Here is a 17,370-nt window from a genome sequence, read left to right as displayed (position 1 = left end):
TCAAACACCTCCAAAAACATTCGCCGTCTGGATGACGGACGGGTGACATTAACGAACTTTTCCAAAATAGACAATCCCCCGCTACGCAAAGCGCAGACGGGGGATGATTCGGCGGAGCCGGACGGGTAGCTAGGGGTTCGTGACGAAGTTGATGAGGTCCTCGTCTTCGTCGTCGCGGAAGTTGCGACGGAGGAAGTTCACCAACTGCTCGGGCCCCTTGATGAAGTCCGAATGGCTGCATTCGCCCCGGATCACGTTGTCCGCGCGCTGCATCACCCGATGTGCCGAGGAGGCGTCTGCCGCGAAGCAGAGCACCGTGATCTCGCCATCGTCACCGGAGGAATTGCCGTTGTCACCGGCCTGACGAACGCTCAGCGTTGCTGCCAAAAGATCACGGTCATTGGACTGGATAATCACCTGGAATGGCAGATCGGTCACCATGGTCGCCCCCAACGATTAATACAGCAAAATTGCCGCACTAGACGGCCACAAAAATACCCGAAAAATGACGTTTCGTCAATGATCGGGATCGACAAAGGCGTGAAGCTCTACTCAACCGACTGCTCCTTCTCTTCTTCCCCCTCTTCAAGCACCGTGGCCCAGTTTTCAATTTCTTTTACTATTTCTTCTTCGTCCGGATCCTTTTCGACAATCGACCAACCCTCTTCAAAAACATCGGCCTTGCCGGTGATTTCGGTTTTCCAGCGTTCATCGCGAGAAGCCATAGAACGAAGATGGTCGATCAATCCCTGAATACGCTCCTGTTCTTTCTTCCAGTGTTCAACGAGCTGGTTAAAGTTCTGCTGGCGTTCATGCGCGCGCTCATCACACTGCTTGCCCACCACATCGTGTGCCTCAAGAATGGCGTTTTCTACCCGGAGACGCTCGTCCCCCGTCAGTTCAGACTCGAAAAGTTTACTCTTCACGTAATCCGTGAGATGCACACCGTGTTCCGTTACTTTCTTAATCTTGGCCGCAAGTTCGGGATCAAGCTTGGCATACGCGGAATCTTCGAGCCGTTTCTCCTCATCAGACGCGCAAAGTTCCATGTACGCCTTCCGGTACGGGTATTCCTTCTTTCCAATATGAATAAGGGCCTGGATGATTTGGCGTTCTGAGGCGGATTCATTCGCTATAAGCTCGTCATAAAGCTTCTTTGCTTCATCAATAACCTCCTGCGGGGTCAGTGGGACGAGTTTTTCAACTGAAAGCCTATATTCTTCGAGTAAATACTGATGCGGATGAGACATATAAAAATTGACATGGTTCAGGCAAAAGTATACCATCCCGGAGCTTATTACTCTTAGCGCCTGATGGCTCGAAACGTCGGTTTCGACTCTGTCAGGAGAAACATTATGTCCGAAGCCTTGAATAAATTGTTGGAGGATTCAAAGTATTTCTCCATGCCGGTGAAGGGCGATTTGGTGAAGGGCAAAGTCCTTTCTACCAAGAGCCGCAAGATTAAGATTGACGTGAACGGTCTCATGGTCGGCGTTGTCCGCGGCCGCGAGCTGTACGCTGAAGCTGATATCTACAAGAACCTGAAGGCAGGAGATGAAGTTGAGGCAACAGTAGTCGACCTCGAAAATGAGGACGGCGAAATGGAACTCTCCTTCCGTCACGCTGGTCAGAAGCGCGCTTGGTCTGATCTTACAGATCTTTCTAAGGCCGGCAGTGCTATGGCCGTAAAGGTGCTTGATGCCAACAAGGGCGGACTCATTGTAAAGGTGGGCCATGTCCAGGGCTTCTTGCCAGTTTCTCAGCTCGCTCCAGAGCACTATCCGCGCGTCACCGGCGGTGATAAGCAGAAGATTTTGGAGAAGCTCAAGAGCTATGTTGGCCAGGACTTCCGCGTGAAGGTACTAGATGTTGAGGAAGGCGACGGCAAGCTGATTGTCTCTGAAAAGGCTGTGTGGGAAGATGAACAGAAAAACATTATTGCGCAGTGCAAAGTTGGCGATGTAATTGCCGGCGACGTCTCCGCGGTAGCTGACTTCGGCGCTTTCGTGAAGTTCTACCCAACGGGTACGGACGTTCCGCTTGAAGGACTGGTCCACATCTCGGAAATTGCTTGGCAACGCATTGACCATCCTCGTGACGTCATGAAGGTGGCTGATCATGTTCGCGCCGAGATCATCGGCATTGAGGGCAGCAAAATCTTCCTCTCCATGAAGAAGCTCACGGATGACCCATGGAAGGATGTTGCCAAGCGCTATAAGGTTGGCGATTGGGTAGAGGGCAAGATTGTTAAGGTGAACCCCTTTGGTTTCTTTGTTGAATTGGACGAAGACATCCAGGGCCTGGCCCACGTCTCTGAACTCTCCGACAAACAGGTTGAGGATCCTTCCTCTCTCGCAAAAATTGGAGAAACCATGAAGTTCCGCGTGGTCTCCATCGAACCACATGAACACCGCCTCGGCCTTTCTCTCCGCAAGGAAGACGCGCCAAAAGCAGAAAAGAAAGAAGAAGTCGTCGCAGCAGCATAAGACGAACACTGAGCAGCCCAAACGGGCTGTTCTTTGTTATTGACCCGACCGTGTGGTTCCGGTAACCTGCAACCCGAAACCTGCAACCTGTCTTCTTATGAAACCCCTCTCAAAAAACATCCTCTTCTTTCTCATTGTTCTGCTCGCTATTGGTATTCTCTTCTCGTCTTTAACCGTGAACAAGCCGGTGGGACCGAAGGCTGTCTCGGTCTCTGAGTTCGTGACCCTGGTGAAGGACGGCAAGATTCAGAAACTGGACGTAGTCGAAAACACACTCACGGGCTACGAGGGAGAAAAGCCGGCGTTTACAACCAAGAAAGAAGACGGCGTGTCCGTGATCGAAGTCATGACGAACTTAGGTGTTTCTGAAGAGAAGATCACCGCACTCTCAATCGACGTAAAGGAGCCTTCGGCAACGATGCAGTTCGTGCGCTCCGTGGTACCGACAATCCTGTTCGTAATCGGTCTCTCAGTCGCCCTCTGGTTCTTCATGCGCCAAATGCAGGGTGCGAACAACAAGGCGTTATCTTTCGGCCAATCGAATGCCCGCGAGTCAAACGGTAAAAACAATAAAGTGACATTTAACGATGTCGCGGGTAACACAGAAGCCAAAGAAGAACTGGCAGAAATTGTCGAGTTCTTGAAAACGCCAAAGAAGTTCGTAGACCTTGGTGCAAAGATTCCAAAGGGCGTTTTACTCATGGGTCCTCCAGGAACCGGTAAAACATTGATCGCGCGCGCAGTTGCTGGCGAAGCCAATGCACCGTTCTTTCACATCAGCGGTTCTGAGTTCGTCGAAATGTTTGTGGGTGTTGGTGCAAGCCGCGTCCGCGATCTTTTCGCCAAGGCAAAGAAGGCCGCTCCCTGCATTATCTTTATCGACGAAATTGACGCCGTAGGACGCCAGCGCGGCGCCGGTCTTGGCGGTGGTCATGACGAACGCGAGCAGACGCTCAACCAGATTCTCGTTGAAATGGATGGCTTTGAAGCCAACCTCGGCGTGATCATTATTGCAGCTACCAACCGCCCAGACGTGCTCGACCCAGCCCTTTTGCGTCCAGGTCGCTTCGATCGTCGCGTGGTGCTCGACCGCCCAGACCTCAAGGACAGAAAAGCTATTCTCGGCATTCACGCCAAAGAAAAGCCGCTCGCCCCAGATGTAGACCTCCAGCGTATTGCCGAGAGAACAATCGGCATGAGCGGTGCTGACCTCGGCAACATCATGAACGAAGGCGCCATCTTTGCTGCTCGTCGCAATCAGACAACGACGACCCAGAAGGATCTCCTCGATGCAATTGAGAAAGTCATGCTCGGCCCCGAGCGCAAGAGTCACATCTTGTCCGCTGACGAGCGTTTGCTCACTGCATATCACGAAGCTGGTCACGCCATTGTCGGCCACCTACTCCCCCACTGCGATGACGTGCATAAGGTCTCTATCATCTCCCGTGGCCGGGCGGCTGGCTACACCATGAGCATCCCGCAGGAAGACCGAAAGATGCACTCCCGCGCTGAGTTCATTGACGAGCTCGCCATGATGCTCGGCGGTTACGCTGCCGAACGCACAATCTTTGGCGATTACACCACTGGCGCCAGCAACGACCTCCAGCGTGCTACCGGCCTCGCCAAAGACCTAGTCACGCAGTTCGGCATGAGTGACGCTCTCGGCCCCCGCACCTACGGCGAAAGCGACGACATGCCATTCCTCGGCAAGTCCTTCCACGAAAACCGCAACTACTCAGAGAAGGTCGCTGAAAAGATCGACGAAGAAATCACCAAACTCATCAACGCTGCTCTCGAAACAGCAACGAAGGTGGTTACCGAGAACAGACCAAAAATGGATCAGCTCGTTAACGAATTGATGACCAAAGAAACCATAGAAAAAGAAGACTTCGAAAAACTCTTCGGCCCCGCCCATAAGGCTCCGAAGTTTGCGCCGAAGGCAGTATAAAAAGAAGAACGAGTCCCAGGAGGGGACTCGTTTTGTTGACTCGCATACGCAAACCATGGAACCAAACGTCAGGCGTCGAACTTCTGCATGGTAATCAGGTGGATGTCGGGATTGCGGGGACCGCTATCCTCGCCGCGGTACACGGTAGTGAACAGAATGTCCTCCGTAGCGCCCACGTACACGCGGTAGATCTCATCGAAATCGGACGTGGGAACCTGGAAGTGACCACAGAGAACCCTGCCGGTCGCAACGTAAGTAACCATGGTCGCGTAGACTAGCTGCCGAGCCGTTGGCACGTCTTCGAGCGCAGGCAAAAGCCGGCACTGTTCCTCAAACGTCTTGTACGCCGAGCCAGGAACCCGTGTCTTCCGAATGAGCAACCAGCTCGGTCTCGGATTGCGTTTACCGAAAGGCTTATCCCAGGCCGTGTCGCCCGTACGAATCAGCAAATTCGGCCTCATCTTGCGCAACTCCTGAATGCACGAACCCACATCGGCAATGAGCAAGTGCGTGTCCTTGCAGTGCTGAAGCGTGTGCTCGGAGAACGGAATGTGCACCAGCTCGTCGACCTCCGCCTGCGTGATCACGCCGAAGGTCTTGAGCACTTCCGGGATGCCCAGGAAGTTCTCGCCCATGAGGGCGCGAGCCTCCGCATGCAGCGGGGACTCCTCAAACTTTGGGAGTCGCACGGCCGTCGTCGTTCCGTCCAAGGCGCGGGCGATGGCGGCCGCCAGTTCATCCCGCGGCATCTCGATCAGACGCTGAAGCGTGGAGGCCGACATGCCGGCGAGAGCCGCCGCGGCTGCTCCGTTCATGTGCGGCAACAGCCTTTCCATCCGCCGATTATTCGTACTCATGACAACCTCCTGGTCCACGGTTTCCGCCGTGTCGGCATGCTTCCGGGTCGTCCTTATGACGACTCAGAAACGACTTATATTAGCACAAATAAAGAATTTGTCAATCATAAAAAATAATCTGGTGGACACAGCGGGATTTGAACCCGCATCGCCTGGTGTCGACCCGGGCGTTGTGCACATGCCACCAATCCATCCACCTCTAGACCCCTCCTAACGTCGGGGTCCAATACGCACTATTCACCTGTTGTATACTTGGTGGGCATGAAGTCCGATCAGCCTCTCTACAGGCCAATCATTTTGCGTGCCCTGAAAACGGCTTGGCTCCACAAGGAGCTTTGGCCTATTGCGGCTGTAGCGGGTATCGCTGGCACTGGCACGGTGCTTAATGACATCATTACCCAAGGAAATGGCGCGTTAGCGTTTCCGGAAACTGGTGGGGGGGCGTTTAGTTTTATCTCATTTTTTCAAATTTATTTTGGACATCTAGTCGCTTCCACTCCGCAAAATGCGATTGCCTCTTTTTTTCTCTTAGCAATAATAGTTTCTTCTGCTGTTTTCATTATCACCACCGCGCAACACGTCATTCTGCGGGCCATTCATCGGGCCACTCAGCAAAAAACGAAACTCTCGCTCCGAGTACTCGCAAATGAAGCCGAACAGCCAAGACTTATTAGGCTATTCGTGATCAATCTGTTCTTCAAACTATTGATCGTCAATACGCTCATGGTAGGTTCGCTCATGCTCCAAAGTCTGAATACTTCGACCGTTATTTCTGATGCTTTCTTTGGTTTTATCTTTGCTTTTTCAATCGTCGCCATCGTTTTTGCCCTGAACGTGCTTGAAGTCTTCTCGCTAGTTCAAGTTGCTAAAGCTAATGACGGACTGGTAGACGCCATACAAGACGGTTGGAAACTATTTAGCGACCACAAAGCAGTTTCGCTTGAAATGTCGGCTATACTCTTCGGAATAAACTTCTTGATTACCGTGGGGTTTGTACTCGGCATCGTGGCCATAGCCGTCCCATTCCTTTTCCTTTTTGGTCTAGCTATTTCTTCCGGCTCGCTCACGGCCGTTAGCGCAGTCAGTCTAGGCCTAATCGTTTCGTTCCTAACTTTCACCATTGGTACCGCCGGGTTTGTGACCACCTTCACCCTATCTGCCTGGACTGAACTCGTTTATAAACTCTCTAAAGCTAAGTCTCCTGTACGCCCGCGTCTCCACGCGCACGGAACTAGATTCTTTGCACAAAAATAGCCTGTGTCCGCCGATCTTCCCTCAATTGCCGACTTACTCAAGAAACGTACCGCCCCTTCGGCGCCGGTTGAGGGTGAAGTGAAGGTCCCGCCCGTTACGGCGTCGGTTGCAACACCTGTGACCACGCCCGATGTAAATGCGGGGTTAAAAACCCCGCCTTCTCAGGTCGTTGCGTCCTCGCCGGTTACTCCCCCATCAGGCCTCCATCTTTCTGATGACGACACAACGGCAAAACTTGCTGAAAAGATGTCCAGCATTAAGAAGGGCGAAAAAGAAGAGGAAACAGAAAAAATGGCGGCCTCGCTTGGCATCCCCACCATTAACCTCAAAGGCTTCCCGGTAAGCCCGGAAGCAATTGGCCTGATCCCGGAAGAGCAATCAAAGGAACTGCAAACGGTCGTCTTCTTGTTCAATGGCCCAGAAATGCGCGTCGGCACCATGCGACCAGATGATCCAAAAGTAAAAGAACTCATGTTCGCGCTTGAAGAACGCAATAAAACGCACGCCGCTTTGTATTTGATTTCCGAAGAAAGCTTCAACCAGGCCATGAAGCTGTATGCCGCGCTCCCGCAGATTAAAATCATCGTGAAGGGCGTACAGATTACGGAGGACGAGTTAGCCAAATACGCCGCTGAGATGACGGACACCGCGTCAATCGCCAAGATGGTGAAGGAAGCAACAGTGACCTCGGTCCTCTCGATTGTCATCGCGGCCGCGCTCAAGCTTGGTTCGTCAGACATTCACATCGAAGCTGAAGAATCGGGCATCGCCGTCCGTTTCCGCGTGGACGGCATTCTGCAAGAAATCGCCAAACTAGATAGTAACCAGTGGAAAAAGCTCATCAGCCGAATCAAGCTCATCGCATCCCTGAAGATTAACGTGATCGATCAAGCGCAAGACGGCCGCTTCACCATTTTCCAAAAGAACAAAAAGATCGACGTGCGTTTATCGACAATCCCAACTGCGTACGGCGAGTCTGTAGTTATGCGTTTGCTGAATCCTGACACGATCATGCTTGATTTTGAAAAGCTCGGTTTCCGTCCGCCGGCACTGAAGAAGATTTTGAAGGAAGTCGAGCGTCCAAACGGCATGATCATCACGACAGGACCAACTGGTTCTGGAAAAACGACCACGCTTTACGCAATTTTGAAGCGTTTGAATACAGCGGACACTAAGATAATTACGCTTGAAGATCCGGTGGAATATAAGGTCGAAGGTCTCAACCAATCGCAAATCGACTCAAAAAAAGACTACACCTTCGCCAAAGGTTTGCGCTCCATCCTTCGCCAAGACCCAGATATTGTTATGGTCGGCGAAATCCGAGATCTCGAAACTGCGGAGATTGCTATTCAGGCCGCGCTCACGGGTCACATGTTGCTTTCAACCATCCACACCAACGACGCTGCCGGCGCCGTTCCCCGCTTCATGTCCATGGGTGTTGCCCCTCACCTGCTTGCGCCAGCTATCAACGCCATCATGGGTCAACGCCTCCTCCGAAAACTCTGTCAGGAATGCAAACAGCCCATCACCCTTGAACCAGAGCTCATGGCTGAAGTGGTAAAACAGCTTGACGCAATCTCCCCAAATTCCGGCGAACCAAAAGTTGGTACCTCCAAACTGCAATTCTACGGACCCAAAGGCTGCGACAAGTGCAATAACACCGGCTACAAAGGCCGCGTGGGTGCCTATGAAATTCTCATTAAGGACGCAGAAATTGAAAAAGCCATTCTTGGCGGCAGTATTTCTGAATATCAGATGCGCGATATCGCCCAAAAACAAGGCATGGTCACCATGGCCCAGGATGGTTTACTAAAAGCGTCCGAAGGATTAACATCAGTGGACGAAGTGAAGAGAATTGTCGGTCTATAGCCTATGCGAACTGCACGTTTCTTTGTTCCCGCTGAGTGGATTGCAAGCTCGGCTGAGGCGTTTTGTATTCCAGCTGGGCCTTTACACAAACAGATCGTCGCTGTGCTCCGCATGAAGGCCGGCGATCAGATTTCATTACTTACGAACGACAATACTGAACTCGCGTGCAGGATCACCGAGATCACCCGGTCTGCGGTCATGGGCGTAATCGCTGGTTCGATCGTCGGTAAACCCGTCGCGCCAAAGATTACAGTCTGCGCAGCCGTGACTAAACGGGATTCTTTCGAATGGATGCTGGAAAAGTGCACAGAACTCGGCGCAACGGAGTTCATTCCTATTCTTACGGATAGAACGATTAAGCGGACAAAGGAAAATTCGCCAAGGCTTCATCTCATCCTAAAAGAAGCGAGCGAACAGTCCGGACGCTTCACGCTCCCCAACCTGGTCGATCCCATGTCCCTCGGCGCGGCTGTTGGTCACACGGACGGAATGGTGCGCATCGCCATGCATGAAACAGGAGGATCAATGCTTCCTAAAATCCACAAAACAAGCGAGATTGCCTTATTCATCGGACCCGAAGGCGGCTTTACGGACGAAGAACTCGCGACCCTCAAAGACGCCCACGCGCACATCGTCACCTTTGGCGACTTAGTATTCCGCGCTGAGACTGCAGCCATGGTTGGCGTCACACTCTTGCGATTCACCTAGCTGATCTCAATCTTTCTCTCGTCCCCTTCCCCGTATTCAAACTTCACCGTGATATCCGGCGTCAAGACGTCCTTTTTAAAAATATTGGGCCACTCCGCAAGAATGACGGTATCTGGTCGCTTTTCATCGTCAAGGGATAGCGCGCCGAGTTCTCTCTCGTCAGAAAACCTATAGAAGTCAACGTGCACCACCCTCGCGATGGCGGGGTTTAAACTCCGCGTTGGCGGATCAATTTTATATTCATTCATGACGGTAAACGTAGGGGACTTGACCCTCGCCGTGCTTCCAAGGGCAACAACTAGCCCCTGGGCAAAGGTCGTCTTACCCGCCCCGAGATCGCCAACGAGCGCAATCACTTCCCCGCCCTTCAGGGACTTGGCGAGTTCAGCGGCCAGGGCTTTCGTCTCTTCTGCAGAATGGGTAATCATACGATATCCATGTTCGGATCGACTTTAACGAGAGTTGGATCCGGAAGTAAGGGTTTGGCGCCGCCAAACCCCTTCGTCTCACGTGCACGGAAATATCCCGCCGCTGCAATCATCGCCGCATTATCGAGCGAGTACTCAAAAGGCGGCAAGAACAACACCACACCCGTTTCCTCGGCTAGCTTCAACAATCTTTCCCGCAGCGCAATATTCGCCGCCACTCCCCCGGCGAGAATCAACGAAACCGGCTTGTGCTTTTTGATAGCCGCCAACGTCTTCTTGGCGAGCACATCAACAATGGCCTCCTGAAATGAAGCGGCAATATTCGCGCGAAACGCATGATTATCAATCTCTGATTCCTTCTCGCGAAGCGTGTAGAGAACGGACGTCTTCAAACCAGAAAAACTCATGTTTAGATTCTTGCTATCAAGCATCGCCCGCGGGAAATCAAAAGCCTTAGCATCTCCATCCATGGCCAACTGCGCAACTTTTGGTCCTCCGGGATAACCAAGTCCCAGCATCTTCGCAACCTTGTCGAACGCCTCCCCGGCCGCATCATCCAACGTCTCGCCAAGTCTTTCGAAGTCACCATGGCCCTTCATCAACACCAATTCTGTGTGGCCGCCAGACACAATAAGGCACAAAGCCGGAAAGCTTGGTGTACGGGCGTGGCTTGCCACGCTCTCACCGCTCCGCGCAAGCCACGCCGCGTAAATGTGACCCTCAAGGTGGCAGACGGGCACGAGCGGTTTCCCCCACGCATACGCGAGTGCCTTTGCAGCTTCAGTGCCGACTCGGAGAGCAGGTGCAAGACCGGGACCCGTAGTCACGGCAATCGCATCAATCCCCTCGCCCGTTAGCGAAACTGCCTTATGAAGCATAGGGAAAAGCATCTGCAAGTGCTCGCGCGCAGCAACTTCCGGCACCACTCCCCCATACACTTCATGAATATCGATTTGGGTACGCACATATGACGAAACAACCGTCAGCTTTTCGCCTTCGCCCTCTAAAACGGACACGGCCGTTTCATCACAACTTGTTTCAATCCCGAGTATGCGCATAATTGCTTGTCGAACACTACTGTACCGGATAGACTAAGCCTAGACAATAACACTTTTGCATCTATGTACACGGAACAGAAGTTCGAACTTCTCGAACTCAAAGGTCTCTCAGCTAAACAAATCGACGTGCATTTGAAGCTCTACGCTGGCTACGTGAAAAACGTAAACGCGCTCGCAACCAAAATCGACGAACTCAAAGCTGACTCCGAGAAAAACGCCCTCGCGCTCTCCGAATTAACTCGCCGGTACGCTTTTGAATTCAACGGCATGCGCTTGCACGAACTCTATTTTGAGGCACTCAGCGGCGATGGCGTCATGGCGGATGGTGCATTAAAGACGGCCATCGAAAATCAGTACGGATCAACCGACAAATTCTTGGCCGAACTCACCGCCGTGGGTCTCATGCGCGGAATCGGGTGGGTTTTGCTCGTTCGAGATTCGAAAAACGACTCAATACGTATCATCTGGGTCAGCGATCACGAAGTAGGCCACCTGGCCGGCACAGACGTCATCCTCGCTATGGACATGTGGGAGCACGCCTTCATGGTTGACTACGTCCCCGCACAGAAGGGCGACTACATTAAGGCGTTCTTCGCGAATGTGAACTGGGGCGTAGTCGAAAACCGTCTTACCTAGTACAAGTCAGGATTCTTAAACGGCAATAGGGCTAAAATTACAGCGTGATGATAATAGGCGGTGCGGTCAATGGCGCCAGAAGTAAGGGCGCCGACCGTGCCGCCTTTTTGTTTGGAATTACTTTCATCAAAAATCATATCCGATGCCGTCCCAAGCTCTACCCCCTGCCTCACAAGCTCGACCAATTTCTTTGGCAATAAAAACATTCCCGTTCTTGCCTTCCCAACTCGCCCATCTGGCCCACGCACCACTACCCAAGCAAAAACCTCGACATCATTACCGACGTGTTCAACTCCACCCTCAATCCCCACGTAATAATCAGCCTCGCCAAGAGTCAGAATGCCATTCATTCTATTCATCGCTCCAAGCAACGTTTGCTCATCACCAAGTGGCTGGTCAGGCACGCCAGACGGAACCGAGACACCGACTATTTCAAACTGTTCTTCAGAAAACATCGATTGGAACCCCAGTAGGGCAGAATTAATCTTCACTGGATTCTTTGAAGAAACAACAATTTTCATCATAATTAGCTGTATCTTATCAAAATAACCCCCAAGTGCTAGTGTGGATATATATGATGGTTTCAGGAATTGTAGAAAAAGGTAAGGGCGAGGCTGGCCCCATCTACGGCCTGCCAACCGCTAATATCACTATTGGTGGCTGGTTTAGACCGGGCATCTATTCAGGCAAAGTCACCGTTAGCAATAAAACCTACGGCGCAGCCATCTGCTATGGCGCCAGCAAAGACAAACTAGAAGCACATTTGCTAGACTTTTCCGGCGACCTTTATGGCCAAACCATCACGGTCGAAATCCTAGACAAGGTCAGCGATATTGACCCCATGATCTCTGTCGAACAGATGCGCGATAAAATTCAAAAAGATCTCAAAAAAGTAAAACTGTGTTTACAGGAATAGTCCAAGCCCAAGGAACTATCGCGGATATCATAGTCGAGCCCGGCATGATGCATGTTTCTATTTCAGTCCCAGAAGAAATAGTCGAAGGCCTAAAAACGGGCGCGAGCGTTGCCGTGAACGGCGTCTGTCTCACGGTGGTATCGATTGAAGGCGATCACATCACGTTCGATGTGATGCAAGAAACCATCGACCTCACAACTCTCGGTTCCCTCAAGACCGGCGATCAAGTCAACGTCGAGCGCTCGCTCAAAGTTGGTGACGAAGTGGGCGGCCACCTTGTCTCCGGCCACGTTCACGGCACCGCGAGGATCCTCGACATCACAAAAACAGAAAACAACGTCACCATCACGCTCGAACCCCCCGCCGAACTTTCCAAATACATCTTCCCGAAAGGCTTCATCGCCTTAAACGGCGTCAGTCTAACCGTCATCTCTACCTCGCCACTCTCGGTTTCACTGATACCGGAGACCCTCGAACGAACAACCTTCGGCTCAGCTCAAGTTGGCGATCTGGTGAACGTCGAGATAGACCAACAAACCCGAACCATTGTCGATACTATCGAACACATAACCACCAAAAAAGCGGGGTTTTAAACCCCGCCTTTAATAAATATGAACATCGCCATCGTCCTCGGCTCCTTTCACATCAAAGAAGTCACCATGATGCTTGAAGAAGCCCGAAAAACTGCCGCCGAACTCGGCCTTACGATTGTCGAGGAAGTCTGGGTGCCGGGGTCAGTTGAAAAACCTCTCGCTCTCAAGCGTCTCCTCATGAAACCGGAAATCGACGGTGCAGTCGCTCTTGGAATTATTGAAAAAGGTGGCACCAAACACGGCTTTGTCATGGGTCAGTCCGTCATGGACGCCGTCATCCAGCTCCAGCTTGAGTTCATGAAACCCATCGGCCTAGGAATCCTGGGCCCCGACATTGAACCCGACCAAATTCCCACCCGCATCCTCCCCTATGCTAGAGCCGCGGTTGAAGCCACGGCGAAGATGCTCGGATAGCAAATAATTGCGCAAAAGCAGTGTTTTTAGTACCCTCCCTGCCGGAGGTTCAATGGAAAGCGAACATTTGAATGTCTGGCAGCTCTTTGACGGCATCTACTTGGGTCTCGTGACCCGGTTTCCTGCTCGCACCCTGCGCTACGCCCCGCCTGCGGGTGCGAGCGCGGAGGTGGCAGATGACAGCGACGGTCACCGGACCCGCACGGGCGTCATGAGCTACCAAGAGCTCAGCGTCATCACTGTGGGCCCGAAAGAGTTCCTGATCGGAGTCGGGAAGCCCCACGGGTACCCGGCAGACCCGTTCGCGACGGATCTCCTCGTCATCCCGCTCGAGGAAAAGATCCCGGAAGTGGACTGGGATCACACGGTCTTCCGAATCATCGAGGAAAGTACGTACTTCAAGAACACCATGATCCTCGGGCTCCGCGAGGGAAACACCACCGTGCCGAAACAGAGCATCTACGCCAAACCGGCGCAGACGTACCTCTCAGACATCAGCGCCGCGGTGGCCAACGAGCCGAAGTTCAACCCGCGCCACATGCACGGGGACGGCCGTGCCGCAACCGAAAAAAACATGCTGTTCAAGCGGAACTCCCTCACGTTCTTCGTGGATGGCTGCACCGCCGTCCTCGCCGCATCCATGTAGTTCAATCTCACGCCCGCCTCCCCACAAGGGATGGCGGGCATCTGTTTTAAATAGTAAAGGGCACCAAGCGTACTTGGTGCCCTGAGAACGCGGGTCATTCTGCTTCGGCGGCGTCGGCCGAAAGGTCCAGAATAATGTGCCCGATAAAACTGATTTTGGCGTCCAGTGAGAGGCCGTCTTCTGAAAACGTACCTTTCACTGAATGCAAGGAGCCGTTGTACTCCAGTTTCCCAGAAACACGCCGGTCATCGAACACGAGTTCTTCAACCGGCATCGTGCCGTCGCCAATGTCCCCGAGTGCGGTCTCGATAGTCCCATCGAGCATAACCTCCGCACACGTGACGCCCTCGCAGTCCACAAACACTACCGTCAGCACCGCCTCGTCCACGTCCGTCACAATAACGGACGTATCGTCGAGCGTGACCGGTCCTGAGTAGATCCCGACAGGCTCGAAACGGTCGGGTTCAGTCGCTTCTTTGCACCCGTAGGGCGTAAGAAGCACCATCATGAAGAGCAACCGCTGTCCCATGCGCCCTCCAATGCATCTCACACCTCCTCCCTACAGACTAGCACAAAGTCCACGTATACATTAAACTCTCGCGCGGAGGTGCTCTTTGGATAACGATGAAATCAGCCGTCTGTTCGGCCCCGTCTGGGGTGCGTCTGGCGTACAGGGATTCTTTGGGGAGGGGTATCGGTTCCACCGGTATCTCGGCCCCCTAGCGCCGGACTTTGACGGCCTAACGTTCGTGGCGAAAACCACCACGCTCAAGGAGCGCGTTGGCAACACGCCGCTTGACGACAACTTCAAACCACTCGAGATGTTCCCAAAAAGCGTCCATGTGGGTGTCCGTGGATTCTGGTACGGGTACACGCTGAATGCCTGGGGTCTCTCGGGTCCTGGTGCTGAAAAACTCTTGGCCACCAGGCGGTGGCAAAACCGCACTATGCCTTTCATGACCTCCTTCATGACGGTGGCTGGTAGCCCGGAAGAGCAACTGGCGGAGGTAGTCGAGTTTTCGAACCTGCTGAGCCAGCACAATCGCGCGTTTGTAGGCGAGTTCGGCATCCAGCTGAACCTGTCCTGTCCGAACACGGACGCGGATACGGGAAAGCTCATCAAGGAAGCTGCTCGTTTCTTGGACGCCATGTCCATCATCAAACGACCAGTCATCGTGAAGGTGAGCATCGACATGGACCCGAAGGCAGTAGCGGAGATTGCGGCGCACAACGTGTGCAACGCGCTTTGCGTCAGCAACACGGTCAAGTTCGGGAAGCTCCCGGACAAGATCAACTGGGACAAGCTCTACGGGAAGACCTCGCCCCTCGCCCACTTGGGCGGTGGCGGTCTCTCCGGAGCTCCGCTCCTCCCGCTCGTCGCCGAATACGTCCTGCGCCTTCGGGCGCTCGGCGTAACCAAACACATCAACGCCGGCGGCGGCATCCTCTGCCCGCGCGATGTGCTGACCCTGGTCAATGCGGGGGCGAACAGCGTCTCCCTTGGCTGTATGGCCATGCTCCGCCCCTGGCGGGTGCAGTCCACCATCCGTTACGCTCACAGTATCCTCAGTAAATAGCCGTCTCGACAACGGCAAGGAGTACGCATGTCAGAAACACAGACGTTGACCATTCGCCAGCCAGATGACTTCCATGTCCATCTGCGCCAAGGCCAAATGCTGAAGGACGTCCTTCCGCATTCTGCGGGGTTCGGCCGGCTCATGGTCATGCCGAACATCGTTCCGCCGGTCCTGAACGCGGATGACGCGAGCCGGTACATGGAAGAAATCGTGTCCGCCATGCACCTGTACCCCAGGCGCCCAACCATCATCATGTCCCTCCAGGTGATTCCCAACACCAAACCGGAAGACATCAAGTTCGCCATGAACCGTGGCGTCCGCGTGGGCAAGGTCTACCCGAAAGGCATGACCACGAACTCCGAGAACGGCGTGGAAGACTACCGCTCTCTGCACGACGTTTTCGGCGCCATGGAAGAGGTCGGCATGATCCTCTCCCTCCACGGTGAACACCCGTCCCAGACGCTCGACTGTCTGGATCGGGAGGCTGCTTTCATGGACATCCTGGTTTGGATCAACCAAACGTTCCCGAAACTCAAGATAGTCCTTGAACACGTGACGACCACCATTGCAGTCACGAACGTCATGGCGATGCCGGACAACGTGTCCGCCACCATCACCGTGCACCACCTGTTCCTGACCCTGAACAACGTCATCGGCCACATGCTGAAGCCGCACCACTTCTGCAAGCCGGTGGCCAAACGGTTTACGGACCGCTCCTCACTCGTCGCGGCGGCTACGAGCGGCAACAGAAAGTTCTTCCTGGGGACGGACAGCGCGCCGCACCTCAAGGAAAAAAAGGAGTGCGCGGACGGCTGCGCCGGCATCTTCACCGCGCCCGTGGCTCTCCCCCTCCTCGCTGAGCTGTTCGAACGCCAGAGCGCCCTCAAACGCCTGGAAGACTTCACGAGCCGATTCGGTGCAGAGTTCTATGGACTCCCGCTGAACAAGGGAACCGTCATGCTCGAAAAAACGAGCTGGCGGATGCCGGGAGAAATATCCGGCGTCATCCCCTTCATGGCCGGTGAAACTATTCTCTGGCAGGTCAAGAGTTAGTCCCGTGCCCGTCGCCCGCCTGCCCTGCGAAAGCTGGGCGGCGGGTTCTTTTTTTAGGAGTATAATTTTTGCTCTATGAATTCCTCCACTAAAAAACCCTCGAGTCATAGTGCGCACGCCTCATCCCCTGCCCCAAAAAAGGATGTGGACGATGACCCCCCGTGGGACCCAGGAAAACCACTAGCAGCCCTCATCACGTTTATGGAATTTGAAGATTAAAAAGAACCCCGCGGCGAATCCGCGGGGCTTGTTGTTTGGCTCCCCAACCTGCAATCTAGTGATCAAAGATCCGACACACGGTCAGAAACTCGCTCGGGAGTCCCGCCATGTCCGGCAGAGCCACGTAGAAAGGCTTGTGCTCGGGGAGCTGCGAAATGATGCCAATTACCCGTGGCAGTTCCAACTCCGCATTGAGCTCAGACACCAAGAACCGGGTCATCACGTCCGAAGACGTGGAAATCCCCTGCAGCTCCAGCCGCTTCTCCAGGTACTCCCGTGTGACGCCATCCGCTGACGCGGAACGGAGAAGACCTCCAATCACCCGCTGACAGCGCCCGAGTCTGAGGTCAGGTTCCTCGATCCGTTCTCCCGAAAACGCAGCTACCTCTGCAGCCACCTTCTGGTACTCCGTCAAAGCGTCGTGCCACGGCAGCGCGTTGAAGACGTTCCAAGCGAAGGACGATTCCTTCCGGACGATCTCGAGAATCGCGTTCCTCGCTCTCGCCGCGGCGTCATCAACGTTCTCGACGCCATTCACTTTCAACTCATCTTGAAGCCGCTCGCGCGCAAGCGCCATTCTCCACGGTCTTTCCCTCTTCTTGTCATCCATCGTACCTCCACATGGTAGACCGCATAGCCTAGACAATAAATTAACATTGGTCAACATTGTAGAGGATATCGCCTCTTTTCTTGTCATCCGGTATCATC

Annotated in this window: 20 protein-coding genes; 12 read left to right on the top strand and 8 right to left on the bottom strand. The window is 53.5% G+C overall.

Features of this window, described 5'->3' with window-relative positions:
- Nucleotides 1-129 precede the first annotated feature (129 nt).
- Nucleotides 130-441 (bottom strand): hypothetical protein, encoded by a 312-nt coding sequence (locus WC813_00220; GenBank protein ID MFA5946434.1) that lies wholly within the window; start codon nt 439-441, stop codon nt 130-132.
- A gap of 107 nt (nt 442-548) precedes the next feature.
- Nucleotides 549-1,250, bottom strand: a complete 702-nt coding sequence (locus tag WC813_00215) for a hypothetical protein (GenBank protein ID MFA5946433.1) — start codon at nt 1,248-1,250, stop codon at nt 549-551.
- 105 nt (nt 1,251-1,355) lie between these two features.
- Here WC813_00215 and WC813_00210 point away from each other — a divergent pair, with 105 nt between their 5' ends.
- Nucleotides 1,356-2,486, top strand: a complete 1,131-nt coding sequence (locus WC813_00210; protein ID MFA5946432.1) for a S1 RNA-binding domain-containing protein — start codon at nt 1,356-1,358, stop codon at nt 2,484-2,486.
- 97 nt (nt 2,487-2,583) lie between these two features.
- On the top strand, nt 2,584-4,434 hold the full coding sequence (gene ftsH, locus WC813_00205) for an ATP-dependent zinc metalloprotease FtsH (protein MFA5946431.1): 1,851 nt from the start codon (nt 2,584-2,586) through the stop codon (nt 4,432-4,434).
- A gap of 68 nt (nt 4,435-4,502) precedes the next feature.
- Here the strand turns inward: ftsH and WC813_00200 are convergent, their stop codons facing one another.
- Entirely contained in the window at nt 4,503-5,291 is a 789-nt protein-coding gene (locus WC813_00200; protein MFA5946430.1) for a hypothetical protein, read from the bottom strand.
- A gap of 261 nt (nt 5,292-5,552) precedes the next feature.
- On the opposite strand from WC813_00200, the gene WC813_00195 reads away from it, so the two are divergent.
- From WC813_00195 to WC813_00185, 3 genes are read left to right on the top strand one after another with little or no spacing between them, the layout of a single operon-like run.
- Nucleotides 5,553-6,545 (top strand): hypothetical protein, encoded by a 993-nt coding sequence (locus tag WC813_00195; GenBank protein MFA5946429.1) that lies wholly within the window; start codon nt 5,553-5,555, stop codon nt 6,543-6,545.
- 3 nt (nt 6,546-6,548) lie between these two features.
- Nucleotides 6,549-8,414, top strand: coding sequence for a GspE/PulE family protein (locus tag WC813_00190; GenBank protein ID MFA5946428.1), 1,866 nt, complete (start codon nt 6,549-6,551; stop codon nt 8,412-8,414).
- A gap of 3 nt (nt 8,415-8,417) precedes the next feature.
- Complete coding sequence (locus WC813_00185; protein ID MFA5946427.1) at nt 8,418-9,122, top strand: RsmE family RNA methyltransferase; 705 nt, start codon at nt 8,418-8,420, stop codon at nt 9,120-9,122.
- Here the strand turns inward: WC813_00185 and tsaE are convergent.
- Both tsaE and tsaD read right to left on the bottom strand, forming a co-directional pair.
- Nucleotides 9,119-9,550, bottom strand: coding sequence for a tRNA (adenosine(37)-N6)-threonylcarbamoyltransferase complex ATPase subunit type 1 TsaE (gene tsaE / locus WC813_00180; GenBank protein MFA5946426.1), 432 nt, complete (start codon nt 9,548-9,550; stop codon nt 9,119-9,121). The genes WC813_00185 and tsaE overlap by 4 nt on opposite strands.
- Nucleotides 9,547-10,608 (bottom strand): tRNA (adenosine(37)-N6)-threonylcarbamoyltransferase complex transferase subunit TsaD, encoded by a 1,062-nt coding sequence (gene tsaD / locus WC813_00175; GenBank protein ID MFA5946425.1) that lies wholly within the window; start codon nt 10,606-10,608, stop codon nt 9,547-9,549. The genes tsaE and tsaD overlap by 4 nt, the downstream gene beginning before the upstream one ends.
- Before the next feature lie 63 nt (nt 10,609-10,671).
- Here tsaD and WC813_00170 point away from each other — a divergent pair, with 63 nt between their 5' ends.
- A complete protein-coding gene (locus tag WC813_00170) occupies nt 10,672-11,244 on the top strand; it encodes a Fe-Mn family superoxide dismutase (GenBank protein MFA5946424.1) in 573 nt (190 codons plus the stop codon).
- On the opposite strand, the gene yjjX is transcribed toward WC813_00170, so the two are convergent.
- Entirely contained in the window at nt 11,241-11,768 is a 528-nt protein-coding gene (gene yjjX / locus WC813_00165; protein MFA5946423.1) for an inosine/xanthosine triphosphatase, read from the bottom strand. The two genes, WC813_00170 and yjjX, sit on opposite strands and share 4 nt — an antisense overlap.
- A 50-nt stretch (nt 11,769-11,818) precedes the next feature.
- On the opposite strand from yjjX, the gene WC813_00160 reads away from it, so the two are divergent.
- Genes WC813_00160 through WC813_00145 form a run of 4 tightly spaced genes read left to right on the top strand, consistent with a single transcriptional unit; the run spans nt 11,819 to nt 13,813 of the window.
- Entirely contained in the window at nt 11,819-12,160 is a 342-nt protein-coding gene (locus tag WC813_00160) for a riboflavin kinase (protein MFA5946422.1), read from the top strand.
- A complete protein-coding gene (locus tag WC813_00155; GenBank protein ID MFA5946421.1) occupies nt 12,145-12,753 on the top strand; it encodes a riboflavin synthase subunit alpha in 609 nt (202 codons plus the stop codon). Before WC813_00160 ends, WC813_00155 begins: the two co-directional genes overlap by 16 nt.
- An 18-nt stretch (nt 12,754-12,771) precedes the next feature.
- A complete protein-coding gene (locus WC813_00150) occupies nt 12,772-13,167 on the top strand; it encodes a 6,7-dimethyl-8-ribityllumazine synthase (protein MFA5946420.1) in 396 nt (131 codons plus the stop codon).
- A 7-nt stretch (nt 13,168-13,174) separates the two neighbouring features.
- Nucleotides 13,175-13,813, top strand: coding sequence for a hypothetical protein (locus tag WC813_00145; GenBank protein ID MFA5946419.1), 639 nt, complete (start codon nt 13,175-13,177; stop codon nt 13,811-13,813).
- Nucleotides 13,814-13,907: 94 nt separating this feature from the next.
- Here WC813_00145 and WC813_00140 read toward each other — a convergent pair whose 3' ends face one another.
- On the bottom strand, nt 13,908-14,363 hold the full coding sequence (locus WC813_00140) for a hypothetical protein (protein MFA5946418.1): 456 nt from the start codon (nt 14,361-14,363) through the stop codon (nt 13,908-13,910).
- Nucleotides 14,364-14,427: 64 nt separating this feature from the next.
- Here WC813_00140 and WC813_00135 point away from each other — a divergent pair, with 64 nt between their 5' ends.
- Both WC813_00135 and pyrC read left to right on the top strand, forming a co-directional pair.
- Nucleotides 14,428-15,390, top strand: coding sequence for a hypothetical protein (locus tag WC813_00135; protein ID MFA5946417.1), 963 nt, complete (start codon nt 14,428-14,430; stop codon nt 15,388-15,390).
- 27 nt (nt 15,391-15,417) lie between these two features.
- On the top strand, nt 15,418-16,443 hold the full coding sequence (gene pyrC, locus WC813_00130) for a dihydroorotase (protein MFA5946416.1): 1,026 nt from the start codon (nt 15,418-15,420) through the stop codon (nt 16,441-16,443).
- Between the two features lie 274 nt (nt 16,444-16,717).
- Here the strand turns inward: pyrC and WC813_00125 are convergent, their stop codons facing one another.
- Entirely contained in the window at nt 16,718-17,239 is a 522-nt protein-coding gene (locus WC813_00125; GenBank protein ID MFA5946415.1) for a hypothetical protein, read from the bottom strand.
- Nucleotides 17,240-17,370: the final 131 nt, after the last annotated feature.

This window comes from Patescibacteria group bacterium (assembly GCA_041659765.1).
In the GTDB taxonomy this organism is placed as follows: domain Bacteria; phylum Patescibacteriota; class Patescibacteriia; order UBA9934; family UBA9934; genus JAGORL01.
The sequence above is the reverse complement of the archived record's forward strand: the minus strand, read 5'-3'. Positions and strand labels throughout refer to the sequence as shown.